The sequence below is a fragment of the Haloglomus salinum genome (genome assembly GCF_024298825.1).
Classification (GTDB): domain Archaea; phylum Halobacteriota; class Halobacteria; order Halobacteriales; family Haloarculaceae; genus Haloglomus; species Haloglomus salinum.
The window spans coordinates 613,060-632,126 of sequence record NZ_CP101153.1; the positions used below are offsets into that span (position 1 = coordinate 613,060).

15 protein-coding genes are annotated in these 19,067 nt (G+C 61.4%); 8 read left to right on the plus strand and 7 right to left on the minus strand.

Translation table 11 applies throughout. The annotated features are described in order from the left end of the window. Window positions 1-286: 286 nt before the first annotated feature. Entirely contained in the window at window positions 287-1,669 is a 1,383-nt protein-coding gene (locus NL115_RS02985; RefSeq protein ID WP_350355278.1) for an outer membrane protein assembly factor BamB family protein, read from the plus strand. 76 nt (window positions 1,670-1,745) lie between these two features. After that, window positions 1,746-2,288 (plus strand): DUF7384 family protein, encoded by a 543-nt coding sequence (locus tag NL115_RS02990; RefSeq protein ID WP_254831735.1) that lies wholly within the window; start codon window positions 1,746-1,748, stop codon window positions 2,286-2,288. A 21-nt stretch (window positions 2,289-2,309) separates the two neighbouring features. On the opposite strand, the gene NL115_RS02995 is transcribed toward NL115_RS02990, so the two are convergent. Then, the gene (locus tag NL115_RS02995; RefSeq protein ID WP_254831736.1) at window positions 2,310-3,110 is read right to left on the minus strand and encodes an SDR family NAD(P)-dependent oxidoreductase; all 801 of its coding nucleotides are present in this window, start codon (window positions 3,108-3,110) and stop codon (window positions 2,310-2,312) included. Between the two features lie 619 nt (window positions 3,111-3,729). On the opposite strand from NL115_RS02995, the gene serS reads away from it, so the two are divergent. After that, window positions 3,730-5,112: a serine--tRNA ligase gene (gene serS, locus NL115_RS03000; protein ID WP_254831737.1), complete on the plus strand. Its 1,383-nt coding sequence runs from the start codon at window positions 3,730-3,732 to the stop codon at window positions 5,110-5,112. Window positions 5,113-5,482: 370 nt separating this feature from the next. On the opposite strand, the gene NL115_RS03005 is transcribed toward serS, so the two are convergent. Beyond that, window positions 5,483-7,159, minus strand: a complete 1,677-nt coding sequence (locus tag NL115_RS03005; protein ID WP_254831738.1) for a transposase — start codon at window positions 7,157-7,159, stop codon at window positions 5,483-5,485. A gap of 116 nt (window positions 7,160-7,275) precedes the next feature. Next, entirely contained in the window at window positions 7,276-7,653 is a 378-nt protein-coding gene (locus NL115_RS03010) for a CPBP family intramembrane glutamic endopeptidase (RefSeq protein WP_254831739.1), read from the minus strand. Between the two features lie 284 nt (window positions 7,654-7,937). Between NL115_RS03010 and NL115_RS03015 the strand changes: the two genes are divergently transcribed. Next, entirely contained in the window at window positions 7,938-8,831 is an 894-nt protein-coding gene (locus NL115_RS03015) for a hypothetical protein (protein WP_254831740.1), read from the plus strand. 264 nt (window positions 8,832-9,095) lie between these two features. Here NL115_RS03015 and NL115_RS03020 read toward each other — a convergent pair whose 3' ends face one another. Beyond that, window positions 9,096-9,764, minus strand: coding sequence for a helix-turn-helix domain-containing protein (locus NL115_RS03020; RefSeq protein ID WP_254831741.1), 669 nt, complete (start codon window positions 9,762-9,764; stop codon window positions 9,096-9,098). An 80-nt stretch (window positions 9,765-9,844) separates the two neighbouring features. Here NL115_RS03020 and NL115_RS03025 point away from each other — a divergent pair, with 80 nt between their 5' ends. Next, window positions 9,845-10,750, plus strand: coding sequence for an alpha/beta fold hydrolase (locus tag NL115_RS03025; RefSeq protein ID WP_350355279.1), 906 nt, complete (start codon window positions 9,845-9,847; stop codon window positions 10,748-10,750). A gap of 150 nt (window positions 10,751-10,900) precedes the next feature. On the opposite strand, the gene NL115_RS03030 is transcribed toward NL115_RS03025, so the two are convergent. Next, entirely contained in the window at window positions 10,901-11,575 is a 675-nt protein-coding gene (locus NL115_RS03030) for a helix-turn-helix domain-containing protein (RefSeq protein WP_254831743.1), read from the minus strand. Between the two features lie 278 nt (window positions 11,576-11,853). On the opposite strand from NL115_RS03030, the gene NL115_RS03035 reads away from it, so the two are divergent. Both NL115_RS03035 and NL115_RS03040 read left to right on the plus strand, forming a co-directional pair. Further along, window positions 11,854-12,813, plus strand: a complete 960-nt coding sequence (locus NL115_RS03035; protein WP_254831744.1) for a quinone oxidoreductase family protein — start codon at window positions 11,854-11,856, stop codon at window positions 12,811-12,813. A gap of 77 nt (window positions 12,814-12,890) precedes the next feature. After that, on the plus strand, window positions 12,891-14,348 hold the full coding sequence (locus NL115_RS03040; protein WP_254831745.1) for an amidohydrolase family protein: 1,458 nt from the start codon (window positions 12,891-12,893) through the stop codon (window positions 14,346-14,348). A 157-nt stretch (window positions 14,349-14,505) separates the two neighbouring features. On the opposite strand, the gene NL115_RS03045 is transcribed toward NL115_RS03040, so the two are convergent. Beyond that, entirely contained in the window at window positions 14,506-15,966 is a 1,461-nt protein-coding gene (locus NL115_RS03045) for an amidohydrolase family protein (RefSeq protein WP_254831746.1), read from the minus strand. A 455-nt stretch (window positions 15,967-16,421) separates the two neighbouring features. Then, window positions 16,422-17,846, minus strand: coding sequence for an amidohydrolase family protein (locus NL115_RS03050; RefSeq protein ID WP_254831747.1), 1,425 nt, complete (start codon window positions 17,844-17,846; stop codon window positions 16,422-16,424). Between the two features lie 112 nt (window positions 17,847-17,958). Here NL115_RS03050 and NL115_RS03055 point away from each other — a divergent pair, with 112 nt between their 5' ends. Next, window positions 17,959-18,684 carry a helix-turn-helix domain-containing protein gene (locus NL115_RS03055; protein WP_254831748.1) on the plus strand — a complete coding sequence of 242 codons (726 nt, stop codon included), beginning with the start codon at window positions 17,959-17,961 and terminating at the stop codon, window positions 18,682-18,684. Window positions 18,685-19,067: the final 383 nt, after the last annotated feature.

The window sequence follows — 19,067 nt, forward strand, 5'->3', positions numbered from 1 at the left end:
GCAGCCGTCCTGCAGTCACGACCGCAGCAGCGGGCTATGCGACGCGCGCGACGGGCCGCGCCGTCGGCTGTCACGGCTGTATTATCTTCGCGCGCAGCACTCACCACACATGGACTGGGCCGACCTCTTCGACCGGGGCGACGAGTACGGCGTCAGCGTCGCAGCCGTCCGCGAATCGCTTGCCGCACACCGGGAGGAACGCTCGTAGCCCAACAGCCCCAGCGCGCCGAGGCGTCGGTTCGGGTGAACTAACTACACGGGACTGGAACCCCGGGTTAATCGAACGATGAGTCAGCAGGAGGCGGGAACGATGGCGTGGAGGACTCGTCTCGTCGAGGCACGACACGAGGTGCGGGGCTCGCCGACGGTGGTCGGTGGAACGGTCTTCGTGGGGTGCAGCGACCGTCTATGCGCCATGGACGCCGACACGGGCGAGCAGCGATGGCAGTTCCGTCCGAGCGGGGGAAGCGGGCTGGTCTCCTCGGCCACGGTGGTCGGCGATGTCGTCTGCGCCAACTTCGAACACTTCAACCAGAAAGAGCGCCTGTACGCGGTCGATATCGCCACCGGCGAGCAGCGATGGGAGTTCGCCGAGCAGTCCCTCGGCATCGAGGGGTCGCCGACGGCCGCCGACGGGACCGTCTACGTGGCGGGGGAGAACCACGGGACGGAAGGAGACACCCTGTACGCGCTCGACGCCGACACCGGCAGGGTGCAGTGGCGGTTCAACCGCCGGGACGTGGGCTGGACGGGCGCGTCGCCGACGGTGGCTGACGGAGCCGTCTACATCAGCGGGGACTCGACGTACGGCCTGTACGCGGTCGACGCCGCTACGGGCAGCGAGGAGTGGACCTTCGAGGAGTCGGAGTGGGCCCCGTATTCGTCGCCGACGGTGGCCGACGGAACGGTCTACTTCGCAAGCAAGGACCTGTACGCAGTCGACGCCGACACCGGGCGTGAGGAGTGGACGTTCACCGGCACCGACGACGGGACCTACTCGTCGCCGACGGTGTACGCGGGGACGGTCTACATCGGAAGCCCCGACGGGACGCTCTTCGCCATCTCGGCGACCTCGGGACGCCGGAAGTGGGCGTTCGACGTGCCGACCGGACTGTACCGCACCTCCCCGACGGCCGCCGACGGGACGGTCTACATCAACGGGAAGGACGGCGGCGTGTACGCGCTCGATGCCGACACCGGCACACGGGAGTGGACGTGCTCGCGGGTCGTCGGTGCCAACAGGTCCTCACCGACCGTGGTAGACGGGACGCTGTACGCCGGCACGAACGGCGGCCAGGTGGTCGCCGTCAGAGCCGCCGGCACCAGCGAGGGGTCGCGGGTGCTGCTCGGCACGCTCGGCCATCACCACCGGCAGGCGACCGACGACCCGACGTTCGGCGCCGGGCGCTCGCTCCCCGGGTCGGGCCTGGCCTCGACGGTCCGCTCGGCCGTCGGGGACCTCGTGACATCAGACGACAGGGAGACGGCGACCGAGGCGACCGAGGCGACGACCGGGCATGACGGCGGTGCCAGCGAGCCCGACGGCGAGACGCCCTCCGAGACCGACGCTGGGGGTGGGGACACGACCGAGACCTGCCCCACCTGCGGCGAGACGGTCGAGGAGAGTGACGAGCCGAGCTTCTGTTCGGCGTGTGGCACCCGGATGTGAGCCGTCGCCGGGTCACCGCGGCGCCGCCCGGGACGGGACCCCATCGTTTATCGTCGTCCTCGCCCCCACGGCTGGCATGGACCAGGCCGAGCGTCCGAACCCCGCACGCGTCGTGGCCGACGCCGACGTGCTCGCGGCCGACCTGCTGTGTGGCGGGCCGGCCGACGCCGCGCCCGACGTGGACGGGCTCGATGCGGCCGGCGACGGCGCCGCGGCCCGCGCCGCGCTCGACCACCTCCGCGCGCACTCGTGGGCGACGCTGGTCGCGACCGGGCGTCTGCTCGACGACGCCGAGGCCGTCGTCGCCGATCTCGCGGACCCTGGGCTGGCGGCGGACTGGCGCGAGCGCATCGAGGACTGGGCCGTCGTCGTCGAGCAGACGCCCGGCGACCACCCCGCGCTGGCCGCCGCTCACGCCGGCCCGGCAGCGCACATCCTCACCTTCGAGGAGTCGCTGGCGAGCGCGGGCGCTGGCGCGACCCTCCGGAAGCATCTCGACGTCTCCGTACGGCATCCCCGCGCGTTCGCCCAGGTGTTCGACGCGGCCGCGCTATGGGCTGCCGTTCACGATGCCGACCCAGACGAGTATCCCGGGCCGGACCGCGACCCGCGGGAGTGAGCTGTCGCCGGGATACCGCGCTCAAGCCTCGTTCAGGCTCCTCGACAGCTTCCGGACCGTCGAGCGCGGGAGGAACGGTACCACGCGCGAGAGCAGTTTCAGGTCGGTGCCCGTGACCACGACGGCCTCGCCGGCGTGGACCCCCTCGTAGCCCGCCTCGGCCACGTCGGCCGCGTCCTGCCAGTTCGGGCTCAGCAGGCCGTCCGTCTCGCCGCCGCCGATGGGGGCATCCTCGTTCTCGGCGCGCGCCTGGAACTCCGTCTCCACGGGGCCCGGGCAGAGCGCCGTCACGGCCACCCCGTCCGCGGCGAGTTCCTCGTGGAGCGCCTCGGAGAACGAGAGCAGGTAGGCCTTGCTGGCGTAGTAGACCGCCATGAACGGCCCGGGCTGGAACGCTGCCGAGGAGGAAACGTTGAGGATGCGCCCGTCGCCGCGCTCGACCATGTCCGCGCCGAACAGTTTGGTGAGATGCGACGGCGTGGTGATGTTGAGCTCGATCTGCAGCAGGTCCCGGTCGGCGGGGATGTCGGTGTACTTGCCCTGCGTCCCGATGCCGACGTTGTTGACGAGCGTGTCGACCTCGATACCCCGCTCCTCGACGACCTCCTCGTACAGGGCCTCACGGTTCTCACGGCTCCCGAGGTCGGTCGGCACGACGTGGGCGGTGCTGCCGTACTGCTCGAACTCCGCGGCCGCTTCCTGCAGCTTCTCCTCCCGGCGCGCGACGAGGACGAGGTCGTAGCCGTTCCGGGCGAACTCCTCGGCGAGCGCCCGACCGATTCCGGCCGAGGCGCCCGTCACGAGCGCGGTTCCGTGTGGCATGTGTGGTTCGTGGGGTGGGTTGCGGGGGTAAAGTTCTGGCTCTCGCGTGCAGGAAGGTGAGACGGCCGAGGCGACGAGCCCGGTCTCCACGACGACCGAGACACCTGAGCCGACGACGGAAACACCTCACCCCACGACGGAAACACCTCACCCCACGACGGAAACACATACGAAGCCCTCGCGCGCTCCGATTCCGCCAGGATCCAGCTGTTCCACGGGCGCTGTGGCCCTGCCCTTCCCCAGGTCGCGCGGTCTCGCGGGCAAGCCGCTCGACACGCGCTCCCGGCCGGGGAGCGGCTGGTCGGCCGGCCGGTTCCGGGACCAGGAAGCGCGCTCGCGCCATCTGGCGGAGGCCGCGAACGCTAGTGAGCGTGCCGGAGCCCACTCGGCGCGAGTGCGGGGAGGTGTGGGGCCACCCTGCTCGCCCGGAACCACCACGCGCGAACGCTCGGACGGACAACGGACTCCTGGCGGAATCGAAGGATGAGAGCGCGGGGGCTTCGTAGCCGTCCCTGTCGTCCCCCGATTCGGTGACCACTCCATCGACATCTGCCCGTGCCACCCACTCCCGCGACACCGACACGACTTTTCCGGCCACCCGAGAACCTCACACCAACAGATGATTCCCCGACAGTACCTCCGCGAGCACCCCGACGAGGTGCGCGCGGCACTCGACGCACGCGGGTACGACGACGTGGACGTGGACGCACTCCTCGAGATAGACGAGGAGTGGCGCGACCTGAAGGCCGAGGGCGACGGGCTCCGGCACGAGCGCAACGAGGTGTCGAGCAAGATCGGCCAGCTCAAACAGGAGGGCAAGGAGGACGAAGCCCAGGAGGCCATCGAGCAGTCACAGGAACTCAAAGACGAGATCGAACGCGTCGAGGACCGCGCCGACGAACTGGAGGCCAAACTCGAGCAGGGGCTGCTCGAACTCCCGCAGATTCCCCACGAGGGCGTGCCCGTGGGCGCGGACGAGGCCGACAACGTCGAGCGCGAGCGGGTGGGCTTCGACGACCACCGCGACCTGCCCGACGAGGTGACGCCACACTACGACCTCGGCGAGGAACTCCAGATCATCGACGAGGCACGCGGCGCGAAGACGACCGGTGGCGGCTTCTACTTCCTGAAAGGCGACGGGGCACGGCTGGAGCACGCGCTCATCCAGTTCATGCTGGACATCCACCGGGAGCAGGATTACCACGACATCTTCCCGCCCGTCCCAGTCACGAGCGCGTCGATGCGCGGGACCGGCCAGCTACCGAAGTTCAACCACGACGCCTACCGGGTCGGCGGCGCCGAACAGGAGGACTACACCGACGACGACCTCTGGCTCTGCCCGACCGCCGAGGTACCCGTCACCAACATGCACCGCGAGGAAATCATGCTGGACGACGACCTCCCACTGAAGTACCAGGCCTACACCCCCAACTTCCGGCGCGAGGCCGGCGAACACGGCACCGAAACGCGGGGCATCGTCCGAGTCCACCAGTTCAACAAGGTGGAACTGGTCAACTTCGTCCGACCCGACGAGAGCTACGACCGGCTGGACGCACTCATCGGCGAGGCCTGCGAGGTCATCGACCGGCTCGGGCTGCCATACCGCACACTGGACCTCTGTACGGGCGACCTGACCTTCGCCTCGGCTCGCACCGTCGATATCGAGGTGTGGGCGCCCGGCACCGACAGCGAGGACGGCCCGGACCGAGGCGGCCGCTGGCTGGAGGTGTCGTCGGCATCGAACTTCGAAGACTTCCAGGCCCGGCGCGCCGGCATCCAGTACCGCCCGGAGCGCCACGAGTCGGCCGAGTACCTCCACACGCTCAACGCGTCGGGGACCGCCGTCGGCCGCGTGATGGTCGCTATCCTCGAGTACTACCAGAACGAGGACGGCACCGTCGACGTGCCCGAGGCGCTCCAGCCGTACATGGGCGGCACCGAGGTCATCGAGGGCCACGACCCCGTCGGGGAGTCGGCCGTCGGCGCGGGCGAGAAGGAGTAGGCGTCCGTCGGAGCAGGGCGATAGAGAGTTACGCCGTTTCTGGGGAGATTCATCGTCTGTCCCCACCTTTTCACAGATTTATTCCCCATTATCCATAAACGCCACAAATACACCGCCAAAATTCCATATTACAGGAGAACAGCTATCGTGCAGGGGCCACAGGCCGCCCGTGCTGGGTTGGAAGTTGAGACTACGGCGGGTTTAGCGGGGCTGTGATGCGTGGTTTCGGGCGATTTTTCGAGGCGAAGCCGCTTTGAATATCCTCTCGATGGTCTTCTCGTGTCGTACTACCAACTGGACTTGTGAATTTCCAAGATTCTCGACAGCGTTGCCACTCAGGAATCCGTACTGGCCCGAACAGAGGACCGCCCTATCCAATTCCGGTCTCCTTCTTCAACAGCGTCAGCGTATTGTCGGCCGTCACAATAGGCGAGTGCTCGTACTCATCGGTCAACTCAACCTGCACGAGCAGATCGACCGCTCGCCAGATAGAGTACAGCAGACACGCAAACGCGAAGTAGAAGAATCGAAGCCCGAAATCCTTCGACGTCGTCGCTGCCATGAACCGTTTGATCGACCTGTACCCACTCTCGATCTCCCACCTGTAGCCGTACTCCGTGAGGTGTCCACTCCCCCGATTCGTCATAAACACCGAATATTGTCGATGGTCGTCGTACTCGGAGTCCTCTTTCCGACGGTAGATTAGCGTCGTCTCGTGCCACTCGTTGTTCCCGAGGTGGAGCTTCCGGTCGGTCTCGTATCGGTCTTGGTCGCGCTGGAGCAACCGCTTCGCCTGCGCCTTCTCGCTGGTCTGCATCCGTTTCGGCACGACGTAGGAGAGCCCGCGCTGGCTAATCATCTCCAGAACGTGTTGGCTATCGAACTCCCGATCCATAAGCACGTTATCAACGTGAACCAGGTCTTCAGCGGAGTCAAGCAGATCCTTGACGATCTCTTTTCGTGACTCGCCTTTCCGCACGGGGCGAGCATCAAGGACGAGCGGGACGGCGTTCCCGACCAACTGAACCGTCGCCCACTGGTACGCGTACTCGTCGGAGTTCTCTTTCGTTCCGATAATCTCATCTTCGTAACCAGTGCGGTCGCCTGTGAACGGGTCAGCTTCGGTAATGTCGATTGCAACGATCCCTGCTCGGAAGAACTCCTCCGTCGCTGCAACCTCGTCAATGAGCTGGCGGACCGCCTGTCGATACATCTCGCGAATCTGATCGATAGAGAGATTGCGGATGTGGTCGCGATGAGCGTGTCCGAGGGGTGTTCGATTCCGCGTCGACTCGTGGGTGAAGCTGCGAGCGCCTTCGTTGGCGGCCAAGTTCTCACGGAGTCCGAGATACGTCTGTAATTCCCAGTAGGCGTTCTCGGGAATCTCGGAGGCCTCGCCACGGTCAAGCGAGAACGCGGGAAAAATGACTCGACTGACGTGATCAGTAATCGTCTCAGCACTGTCGAGGATAGCTCGGTTATCTGGCTGCGATTCGTTTGCGTCGGTACCCCGAAGCGGAAGGCTCTGTTCTGGGTCGCGCGGGACAGCGACATCCGCGTTTTGTGCTTTGACGAGGATTGTTCGAGCACCTTTCTCGACTGTCTCACGCAGATCTCTCGTGAAACGCTCGTTCCAAGTACGCCACAGTGTCGATTGGTCGGGGACTGTGTTCAACTGAAGATGTTCGCAGAGGTTAGGCTGGCTTTCGAGGTACTCTCGGAGTGATGTTTCGTGCTCCCAGCCGTGGAGTTCTTTCAGGACGAACACGCGAAACAACGTGTCCATCTCGTAGCGTGTCGAAGTCTGGTAACAGTCGTGGGCTTCAAATCGGAAGTAGGCTATCGGAAGCTCACAGACGAACTGCTCAGCCGAGTCGTGATTTGGATGCATGAACCAGATCCCCGAGACGACTCGAATGTCCGATTCTAATCCGGCAAGTGAAGCGCGGTCGTATAGCGGCGTCGAGTCGTATGCGGGCCACTCGACGTAGGGTTGTTGGGCGATTCGTCGAAAGACCGTGCGTTGTGACTCATAGGAGGTAGCCACTATAAGATACTGGCCGCGACGCGCTCAAGAATCCGTCTAACTGATCGGTGTTCGTCATATCCTGTGTATTGCTCAGCTGGCAAGCTGATTTGATTCAGTTGTCTCTACGGAATCAGCTATGCGATCCCGGGCGCGACCACACCAAGATACGCCCAGATATTGTTGATGAAATGTAACAACCATGCGCCCGTGAGATTGTTGAACCGGAGGCGCAGAATCGTCGGGAACACCGACCACGCGGCCATCGCGATCACGCCTGCGATTCCAAGCAGGGCAACGTGAAGCAACCCAAACGCAAGGATCGCGGCGCTACCAGCCACAACCGGCGACCAGCCCCGACCGAGCAAACTTCCCAGAACGAACCCACGAAACAGGACTTCCTCAGCAAAGGGGGCAACCAACACGGCTCCGAATACTACCGCCCCCACGGTAACTGGATCCCCGAGGGTGTATTCATATCCCCCAATCTCGAAGCCGAGGGCACCTGCTACCACACTAGCTCCGAGAAACGTGGCCACCCCTAACGGAAAACTCACCAGCGTCCAGGTAAGTTCCGTATTGCTTGGCCGCTTAAATCGAAAGACTACGGTCCACTCGCGCGCCGAGAGTGAGTGGAGGGCACGTCAGCCATGGGCTTCGTTATTGCCTCAGCAGTCTGTAGAGTTTTTGTCTCGTATCGTGGCATGGTTTGCCACTCATCTGTTTCAATTGTTTAACAGGCTAACAATAGCGGGAGGGTATAATAATTCGGTATGCGTGTTACGATGTAAACTACACGATGGCCGGTATTGAAACACTCACAGAGTGGATCGCGCTGGCTGCTCGGGAATTCGGGTTCTGGGGAGGCGTGGTACTCCTTATCGTAGGTGCGATAGCCACGTATCAAGGCTGGCAGCAACGGAAGTTGTACCGGATTGCTCTGGACACGCCGCTCAGTGACATTGGTGACATTACGGACCCAGGCCGCGTGCGTGTTCGCGGTGAGATCACGACGCAGGCACCGCGCGACCTATTCACCGCACCGGTCACCGGCGATGACGACACCGTCCTCGAAGCCTGGGAAATCAAAGAAACGTACGATACACCAAAGCGCGAACGGACTGAGAAAGCGGCGTGGGGTGTCACTGCCGTCCCGTTCTACGTCACGGACGGGACAGGACAACTCCTCGTTGATATCGATGATGTCGTTATGGGGGAATACGGATCGAGCGATAGTGAGTTCGTCTCCCCAGAAGCCCTGCATGCGGTGAACGGCGTCGCGTGCGACGGTGTCCACTGCGAATTTGAAACATTCGACACCCAGGTCGAAACCGGCTACGACGATTCCCCACCGGCCCGCATCGCAGACTTCATCAGGCGGACTGGTGGTTTGTCCAGCGACCCGATGGTGACTGACATTGGAGAGTCCATTGTCGAGGATAGCAAACGCGCGTACCGTGGGCAAACGCTACAGGTCGGTGATGAAGTCAGTCTCATCGGACACGTCGAACCGCAGCACGGTACCACTGCGGGACAAGCATTCGCACTACGGAACGACGGGACTGCGGACAACTGGTTATATGTATCCGAGCAGGAGTTCCGTAACCGGGCAACTGGCACCGGACTATTCGTATTCGCTGGCCTGATGGTCTGTTTCGCAGTCGTGTTGATTGCAGCCAGCCTCATCCTGTAGCGGGGTTCTGTGACATCGCCGCCGGTTCCGGAGCAAAAAGAAAGTCTCTCGTCACCGCAGAGCCGGGGCGGAAGTCCGGCACTCGGCCTGGTGCTCCGTTTCTTCGAGTTATACAGCATTCGTTGCGGATTCAGTTCAGTCTCTTATCTCAACCCCTCGGGAAGAGGAGCTAACTCGGATGTGTTCAGGACATACCCTGAAATCCTCTTATTGACATCACGCGCTCAAAAATAGTTGAACAGCCCTGACCCTACCTGTCTCAGACTAGTTGAACATGTCTCCCTCGAAAACTGCTTGAACGAGGGCAGATTCGGCCTTCCGAAGGTGTTGAGAAGCAGTGCTTGGTGCACAGTCGAGTGCTGCTGCGACCTCCTCAGCCGTCCCTTCGCGCGGGATGTCGTAGTACCCGACAGCAAGTGCCTTCTCGACGGCTTCTATCTGGCGGTCTGTCAGCGATGCTGTGATGCGTTCGTCGGGCTGGTGGTAGTTGCCGACGCGTTCGACATCCAACGGGAGTTGCTCGCTCGCATCTCCGATGGCTTGCTGTAGATCTTCGGGTTGACCGAGAAGACGGAAGACGAAACTGTAACCCTCTTCGACATCGACTGGCGGAATCATTGTGAGTGACTGTTCCGTGAAAACTCTCTGTAGCCAGATCTCATACTCATTCAGCTCACTAACCAAGTGTATTACTGCATAGTCGGCTTGGCGACGCAGGAATTCGTGGCTAAGTATCCCCTCAGTCACTGCGAGTCGTGAATCGAGCGCGGAGACATCACCCGTCACTGAACAGACGTAGGTTCGTGGACCGTCTTCACTAAAGCCCCCGTATCGAACGCGAACCGTGTCAGAAGCAGTGGTGTCGGCCAGTGCAGAGTGGATGGGTGTGTCCTGACTTTCTTCGAGACTGACTCGAACACGGGCGAATTTCATACGCGTTGCTTGCACCCTCGTCTTAAATCCTCAAAAATGTGGCCCAACTGCCCAATCTGTTCGTAGTCACAAACAACACTATGGCGGTTCCAAACACTTCCCAGACGACTGATGCGTCACTGCTCGGTGAGCTCGGTGTCGAATCGACCTACCGAGACGCCAATGGAGTTCAGTTGCATGTCGTGACCGCGGGCGACCCCGATAGGCCTCTGGTCGTCTTACTGCATGGGCATCCAGATTTCTGGTACGGGTGGCGTGACCAAATCCGAGCGCTCGCTGATGCCGGTTTCCGCGTGGTTATTCCGGATCAGCGGGGTGCTAACTTGAGCGAGGCACCGGACGGAACTGACCCGTATCGGATAAACGAGCTAGCAGCCGACGTTCGTGAACTCATTCACAGCGAGGGTCGGAACTCGGCTCACGTCGTCGGACATGACTTCGGGGCGTTCGTGGCCTGGAACGTCGCACTTCGCTATCCCTCCCTCGTCGACCGCCTCGGGATCTTCAACGTTCCTCACCCGACAGTGTACTGGGAGACAGTGACATCAAGTCTTCGGCAGATTGCCCGGAGCTGGTACGTTTGGTTCTATCAGGTCCCACGGTTGCCTGAGTGGCTCCTCGAGCGCAACGACATGGACAACATGGTCGACACGCTTGAGATTAGCTCAAAGCCGGGCACCTTTGACGAGGAAACGATTGAGCGCTACAAGGCGGCCTGGCAACACACCGGGATTCGACCGCGGATAAACTGGTATCGCGGCTTTCGGCGATCGGGACGTCCATCGCAGGAGACCGTTTCGCAGCCGACGCTGATTTGTTGGGGCGAAGACGACGTCGGACTCGTTCCTTCGATGGCTGAAAAGAGTGTTGAAAGGTGTGCCAACGGTGAGATTCGGATGTTCTCCAACGCGTCCCACTGGGTGCATCTCGAGCGTGAGGAAGTGACTGAAGAGCTAATCCGTCACCTCGCAGGGAGTTCACCGTAAGAGCCCCTTGGCGTTCTACAAGCGTCCACTCAGGAGGGCTGTGCTTTTTAGAATCTAATCAGCGAGGATCATCCTGTTGGCTCCATCTATCCCCTCCTCGCTATATTTATCGGCTCTACAGCGAATGCTATTCAAGCACCGGTCAGTTCGTCACAGCGACGACGTAAATGCCGTGAGTCCGGCCCTGACGAGTTTTGCCTCGCCTTTCTGGAGATGGTCACTTGCCGTGTTCGGCGCACAGTCTAACTCCGCCGCGATATCGGTATGTGTCGCCTCACGCGGCGTATCGTAGTATCCCAGTTCGACGGCAACTTCGAGTGCCTCCTGTTGTCGGTCGCTCAGCGTTGTCGCCGGATTCACGTCGGCACTCGGAAACTGTTGAATCGCGTCAATCTGGACGGAAACGCTCTCTGGGAGGTCATCAAGCGTCGCTTGCAGCGTCGCGGGGTCCCCGACGATGTGGCCGTGAATACGCCCATCTCTGTAGACGAGTGGGCGCCGAACCACCAGTCCAGTCCGGTCGATCGCGGTTGCGGATCCTCCGAATATCGGGAGCTCCGCGTCACGGAGTTCGATGAGTGCGTACGATACCCGAGCGTCGGCAGCCGAGAGTTCGACCGATTCGACCCCCGCCGTCTCCTGGGCTAATTCAGCGAACCGGCCGCCATCGCCGGCGATTCCGTAGATGTGGGTCGACAGCTCCGAATCGCCGCGGTTCCAGTCGATAGCCCGTGCTTCGTCGTGAGCCTCTGCCTCCAGCAAGTACCGAAGGAACGGGGGGGCGCGGTCGATATCTGGGCGGACCGTGATCCGGATGTGCTTCATAGCTGTTGGCGATGGTCTGTATGACACTTCGCTACGGCTAAAATTCACCCCCTCTACTGGACGGTTCTGTAGATATGACTCCCCTGTTCACCGCCTAGAGCTATCTGCTGCTGTCCGTCTCTCATAAACCCCTGGAGTATCATCCACAGAACCGCTACTGGAGATGCCTCCCATGCGTTAGATGTGATGGCGACGAACCCAACCACAAACGACATGCGATGGCGCACCGCTCCGGCGAGTACCATCCCGGCAACCCACCAGTCCGAGGTGACTGATGCATGAGAGCCGTTCGCTACCACGACTACGGCAGTCCAGACGTGCTCCAAGTCGATGAGGTCGACCGGCCGACGCCCGATCGCGACGAAGTCTTGGTCGAAATGCGGGCGGCCAGTGTCAATCGCGTGGACGTGATGTTCCGTTCCGGTCAGTACGGCGAGCTTCCGCTGCCGTCGATCCCCGGCGGTGACGGTGCCGGGGTCGTTGCGGCGGTCGGCGAGGCCGTCGAGGCGTTCGAACCCGGTGACCGAGTCTTCGCATCAGGCATGGATCGTGCCGAGGGCGGCACCTTCACCGAGTACGCCACAATCCCGGCGGAGAAACTGGCCCATCTGCCAGAGGATGTGTCCTGGACCGCCGGGGGTGCCATCGGCAACGTCGGTGCCACTGCCTGGACGGCACTGGAGGAACTCGCCGGCATCCAGGCCGGTGACCGCGTCCTCATCCACGGCGGCTCCGGCGGTGTCGGCCACGCCGCAGTCCAGATTGCCGCACACAGCGGGGCGGAGGTCATCACGACGGCCGGGTCGGAGGAGGCTCGGGCCCAGCTCACTGATCTCGGAGCGTCTGTCGCGTTGGACTACGAGAGTGACTCGCTCGCTGAAGATATCCTCGCTGCGACCGACGGTGCCGGTGTCGACACGGTCCTCGACCATCGGCTTGAGGAGTATCTCGACCTCGATCTGTCGGTTGTCATCGAGGGCGGGACGATCATCAGCACGATGGGCCACATCCCCGAGACGAACGGTCGGCCACTCTACAACAAAGAAGTGACCATCCAGCCGCTCAAGATGGATAACCATCCGACTCGACGGCCGGTGCTGGAACGACTCGCCCGCTTGATGAAACAGGACGTCTTGACGCCCATCGTCGCCGACACGTACGCATTCGACGACACCGCTCGGGCCCACCAAGAGATACGTGCCGGCGGGTACGTGGGAAAACTCGTCGTAACCCCGTGACCATCGAATAATGATACCGCTGACCGTATGATTAGTTGGGGTTCCGCCACTCAGTAGATTACAGGATCGAGCTACCCATGGATTCCCTCGTGCTTCACAACGGAACAATCGTTACCGTCGATGAAGACAACCGTATCATCAAAAATGGGACCGTTCGAGTCGGCAGCGACGGTCGGATTACCGCTGTCGAACCGTCGTCCGCAGACACAACACCGGCAGACGCAGATCAGGTGATCGATGTCGACGGTAAGGTCGTGATCCCGGGCTTGATCGATGCCCATCGCCATACTGATTTTACCCTCGTTCAGGGGCTGTTTAGCGAACTGCAGGGGGGTGAGCTCCTGAGAGAGGCAATCGCCCTGTATCATCGTGCAGAGGCCGACCTCGACGAGACATTTTTCGAGGCCGCCTGGCGACTCGCGTCGCTCCGGCAACTCTCCCACGGCGTGACCACGGTCAACGCGATGGACTTCACTCCCGAACTGGGGGCCGAGACGCTGGGCGAGGCGGGCCTCCGGGGCGTCGTTGGCCCCGAGTTGGCCGACCTCATCAAACCAGCCGGTCCAGAGACACAGCTTGCGGAGGCACGGGAATTCATCGAGGAGTACCACGGGGCCTACGAAGGACGGATTGCGGCGAGTATCGCCCCCGGCGGTGAGGCTGGCTGTTCCGGAGAACTCTGGGAGGGCATCGCTGACCTGCGGACGGAGTATCCGGACCTTCGGCTCCATACGCACATATACGATTCACCGGAGGCCGACACGATGGCGGCCGGAAGCGGCGCGGACGACCCACTCGCGCTTCTGGAGGCCCATGACCTGTTGGACGACCGGACGCTGCTTACACACGTGCTGCACGCAGGACGTGAGGAGGCTCGGCGGATCGCTGAATCGGGCGCACACGTCCTCCACTGTCCAACGATCTATAGCTATTTCCGAGCCGGCGAACAGGCGTGGTTCCCGCTCCCCGCGTTACAGGAGGACGGCGTCAACGTCGCCATTGGGCTTGACGACCCGTTCTGGTTCGACTCTTGGGATCTCCTCCAAGAGGCCAAACACGCCCGGTTGCTGGCGAACTACGAGTACGGTGCCCAGCAGTGGACCTCGTACGAGCTGCTCAAGACAGTGACGATCAACGGGGCACGCGCGCTCGGCCTAGCCGATGAGGTCGGAAGCCTCGAAGTCGGCAAGCGCGCTGACATCGTCGTTCTGGATCCGAAGCCGGCACGACATCTGCCGTTCAGCAACGTCCCATCCGTGGTGATGAACACGCTGACCGGCGGAGACGTTACGACAGTGGTCGTCGACGGCGAGATATTGATGCACGAGGGGACGGTCGAATCGATGGATCCGGAGTCAGTCATCACGGCTGCCGAAGACGCCCGTGATCGACTGCAAGACACGACCGGGTGGGCCACCTCGCTCGCTGGCAGTTCTTCGCCTGAGACATCGATCGCTCGCCGGATTGCCGCTCGGCCGACCCTGCGCGTGCTCAAACAGTACGGGCAGGGATTTCTGTCCGAACACCTGCCGTAAGGACAGGCGTATCTCCCTTGGAAAATGTCCGGCCCTGTGACCACATCTGTAGTGAGACACCCATCTCAACTATCCTCAATCACAGGCTACCCTTCGAACAGTAGAACGGAGCAAACAGTACCTGCCAGCCGACGTGAACGAGATAACCGCAACCCGATCACAGTTTCGCGCGCAGAGTCGGACCGACCCCACGGAGCGCCTGCCGTGCGTAGCGTGCAATGACGGCTGGTGATACTCGCCGCCAGAGACTCGATTCCGGTGGCCGAGACGAGCCAAGAGTCGCATCCCATCCTGTCGCTTGGAGAAAGCGATCGAACTCCTGGCGAGCAGTTGTTAATACGCTTGACACATCCATCGACCGAACCTCCCCGTCATGAATAAGTATCTCACCGTCGACAACGACGGTTTCGACGTCGCCGGCAGTGACTGTGTTGACGATCGCCGCAGGGAGGTTGTAGAGTGGCTGGTGGGTCGGTGAATCCACGTCCAAGAGGAGTACGTCTGCTCGTTTGCCGACTTCGAGACTGCCGACTCGGTCGTCAAGTCCGAGCGTCCGCGCTCCGTCGATTGTGAGCATGCGGAGGAGATCACGCGAGTGGTACTGGTGGGCGCCGTATTCGTAGTTTGCGAGGAGGCGGGCGCGGCTCGCTTCTCGGAATAGATCCCACGACCCGAACCATCCCGGGTCGTCCAGTCCCAGTCCAATTGGCACGCCGGCGTCTCGCAACGATTCAACGGGGTACCAATCGCGTTGTTCGGCCCGGTAGTAACTAAAGATACTCGCACAGTGGACTACGCTCGCACCGGTATCAGCGATGCGGCGCACGTCGTCGGTGTCGGCGTGGGTGCAGTGTGCGATGACGGTCCGGTCGTCGAGGAGCCCGAGGTCGTCCAGCGTACCCAGCCGATCATTACCGTGGGTGCCGCGAGCGACGACAGCACCGTAGGGCACGTTGAACGCGTGAGTATGCAGCAGCAACTCGGGATACTCCTCACGGAGGACGGCCGTCGCTTCCCAGGCTTCCCGCGAACAGGCCCCGGTCCCGTCAGGGGCGAGACTCGCCTGAACCCGCCCGTCGTAGCTCCCGTGATACTCATCGATGAAGGCCCGTATTTCGGCGACTTGGTCGGAGACCGACGCCGGCATCACGAGGTCGCTGAAATCGAGCCCGATGATGGCCCGGAGGCCGCTCTCACCGACGGCCCGAGCGCCGATGGCGGGGTAGCCGTCCATCGCGTTGACCGTCGTCACGCCGTGAGTAAGATGCCGGAGACAGGCCAGCCGCCAACTCGCCTCAAAGAACGACCGACCGAGCGACTCAGCGTCGGTGTGGTAGAGCGCGATGGCTTCGGCGAGTGCGTCGAACGGATCCAAGTCTGCGAACAGCCCGCCGACGAGACAAAAATCCGTGTGTCGGTGGGCATCGACAAGTCCAGGTATCGCCACGGTGCGGGTGCCATCGATGACTGTCTCGGCCGGCAGCTCGTGGTCATCGTCTTCGGCCGGCCGCACGGCGACCAGTTCGCCGTCCTCAATGACGATAGTCCCGTTCTCAATAATCCGGTTCCGGCCGTCGACGGGCACGATCGTCGTCCCGTGGATGACCGTGTCGTGCATCTGTTACGAAATGTATTACTGTCGGGTCCGTTCTCTGAGCATCCCGACCGCTGTTGCGAATACGGTTCCACACAGCATCCCTACGGCACGCTTCCGTGGAATTTTCCCCGTCAGACCTGCGTGAGCTACCATGACCGTGTCAGTCGAATCTACGATGAGCGATATCCGTTCCCACCGGGTTCGCTGTGCGGGTGGGGCAATCACTCGACCGATACCCAATGCGATTGCTCGGATACTGAAGTACCGGATCGCAACCTCGTTTGGACCATCTCCCTCGGGTGAGTAGATACCGTACCACTTCCCGAGGAGCCGGGGTTTCAGCAATCCGATACTGCCGAAGACGATTCTGAACCACGGCAAACTCCGCTCCAACCACCGAACGGATGTACTGTCTGTTCGACTTCCGTGTTCGTTCTCCGTATCGAATCCGGTCATATCACTCGGTTGGAATCAATTCACAATTTATCCTTGGCTGACTGAAGGACGGCTTTCGCAAACAAGCGGGTGGGCCCGCGCTTTGGTGCGTCCCGGAACGTCGAGACCGTGCTGGGGGTCTCAGTTCCATCCATCTCGAAAGACCACTCGGTCTCGGACTCGAGCTGCTCCATCGCCGCTTCGACACGGTTAATGACAGCGTCCGGATCCATCGTCTTCACCACACCGTCACGCATGAGGACGTTCCCATCGACGATTACTGTCTCCACGTCGGCCCGGGTCGCTTGGTTAGCCACGTGGGCGAAGACGTTGTTACCCGGGGCGAACTTCGGGGAAGCGAAGTTGAGGACGATCATATCTGCTCGTTTCCCTGCCTCGATACTGCCGATCTCGTCACCGACGTTGAGTGCCTGGGCCCCCTCACGGGTGAGCATCCGGACCAGCTCTTCGGAGGTAAACTGGCCACCACCCCATTCAGTTCTCGCCCGGAGTCGAGCCTGCCTGGCTTCCCCCAACAGGTCGTAGGAGTCGTGCCAGTAGTGGTCGTCGATGCCCAGTCCCACGTCGATGCCGGCGTCCCGGATATCGGGGACTGGCGTCCACTGCATGTCTGGATCGGCGTTCCAGTAACTGAAGATAGATGGGCAGTGTGCGACCGAGGCACCTGCTTCTGCCGTCCGTTGGATATCTGCTTCGTCCGCGTTCCGGAAGTGGGCCGCAATCAGTCTCTCGTCCAGTATATCCGTCTCCTCCAGCAGGTCCAGCGAGTCGTCGGCTCCGTTCGACCGGGCGATCGTGTTACTCAGATCGAGTTCGAGCAGGTGCGTGTGGACGTTGATATCTGGGTATTCGTCGGCGAACTCCGAGGCTTGCTCCCACAATTCGCGTGTGCACGCCCAGTCGCAATGGGGGCAGATCGTCGCCTGAATCCGCCCATCGTAGGACTCGTGGTAGTTTTCGATGAACTCGCGTGTGCGCTCGAACTGTTCGTCGACGGGAGTGTCCCAGAAGAGATCGCTTATCCAGTTCCCGAAGAAGCCGCGAAGACCGGCTTCACCGAAGCTCTCGGCACAAATACTGGGCCGAGTGTCCATCGTATTGACTGTCGTGATTCCACTTTTGAGAAAATTCAGTGCGGCGAGCTCGGCTCCAGCCTCGGCGAGATAATCGAGTTCTTCCTTGCCCATGCCCGTGAGGAGTGGCGCATTATATCCCCAGAGTTCGAAGTCGCCAAGGTCGCTGTGACCCGCCATCGTCGGGGACAGTTCGACATGGGTGTGGGTATTGACGAGGCCTGGCATGACCAGTTTCCCCGTTCCATCGATGACGACCTCAGCATCCAACTTCCCGTCTTCAGGCTTCGACGGACGCACGTCAATGATTTCCCCGTCGTTGACGAGGACGGTCCCGTGCTCGTAGAGGTCCTGGTCGTCGTTGACAGTCATCACGAGTGCATCGTGAATGACCAAGTCGGGATAGGTCGCCGGCATATTTCATACAACAGGGGGAAGAACTGAGACGCTTTTGTCGAGGATGGTCTATTGATTTAAGTCGGCGGTGAAAGAGTTTGGCGACAGGGAGCGAGTGACGATGAAACACATTCAACTCGAAACTCGAATCGACTCTACGTTTCTCCCGGAACTATACTCGGCTGCTACCGAATCATCCGAAATTAGAGAGCTCCGCGTCATCGACTGGAATTTGGCAGCCGATGACAGAGGGACATTGCTTTACGCTATCGATGGGGATAGTGTCGTCTTCGATGAAGGTGCCAGCAAAACCGAGGGTATCGACAATTGTAGTTTTGCGTGCACAGATGAAACGATTTCGTACGCACTCGTCAGCGCTCGGCCTGCCGCAATGCCGTTTCTCAGTACGTTTATCGCAGTGATTGCGCGTGCGGGGTTGGTTGTACGAAAACCCCTCGTGTACCGAGACAAGCGATCCTACGCTCGCGTAGTCGGTGAACCTGCGCCGCTACAAGAAGCGATCGACGACACCCCCACGGGTATCAAGGTCGAAATCCAGCAGATCGGCCAGTATCCGTCAAGAGCGGAGAACCCATGGATGGGGTTGAGCGACCGACAGCAGGAGACAATCAAAACGGCGCTACAGCTGGGATACTACAAACAACCACGGGAGGCGACACACGCCGAAATCGCTGCTGAGATGGGATGTGCGCCGAACACTGTGACGATCCATCTTCAAAGAGGAGAGGCAAAGATCATCCAATCTGTGGAGAAGCGGCTACGAGATACCGCTCGGTCGGAGCCGTCCATTTAACCCCTATCGTCGCCGGCGCCTTTGCGTTCGATGACGCCACTCGGGTCCACCAAGAGATACGTACCGGCAGGTACGTGGGGGAAACTCGTTGGTTGGGAGATAGATCTCGAAGGAAGTGATTCCCCGAGCCACCTGCGTACTGCCCGCGACCTCCCGAAACGCGGGCTAGCACACCTCCAGGCTCGTCTCGGTCTGCAACACGTCACAGATAGATTGTAAGTTTTCACTTCCGGGAAAGGTATTCGCACAAGCGACACTCGGCTGCGGCGGATTGGAAGTGCGGAATCTAGAGGCTCGGAGAGAGGAATTGAATGCACTCATGAAATAGCCGCCACAGCCATGTGCATTGAGACGGTCAGTCTCAACTATTCTGCTGGGTGATT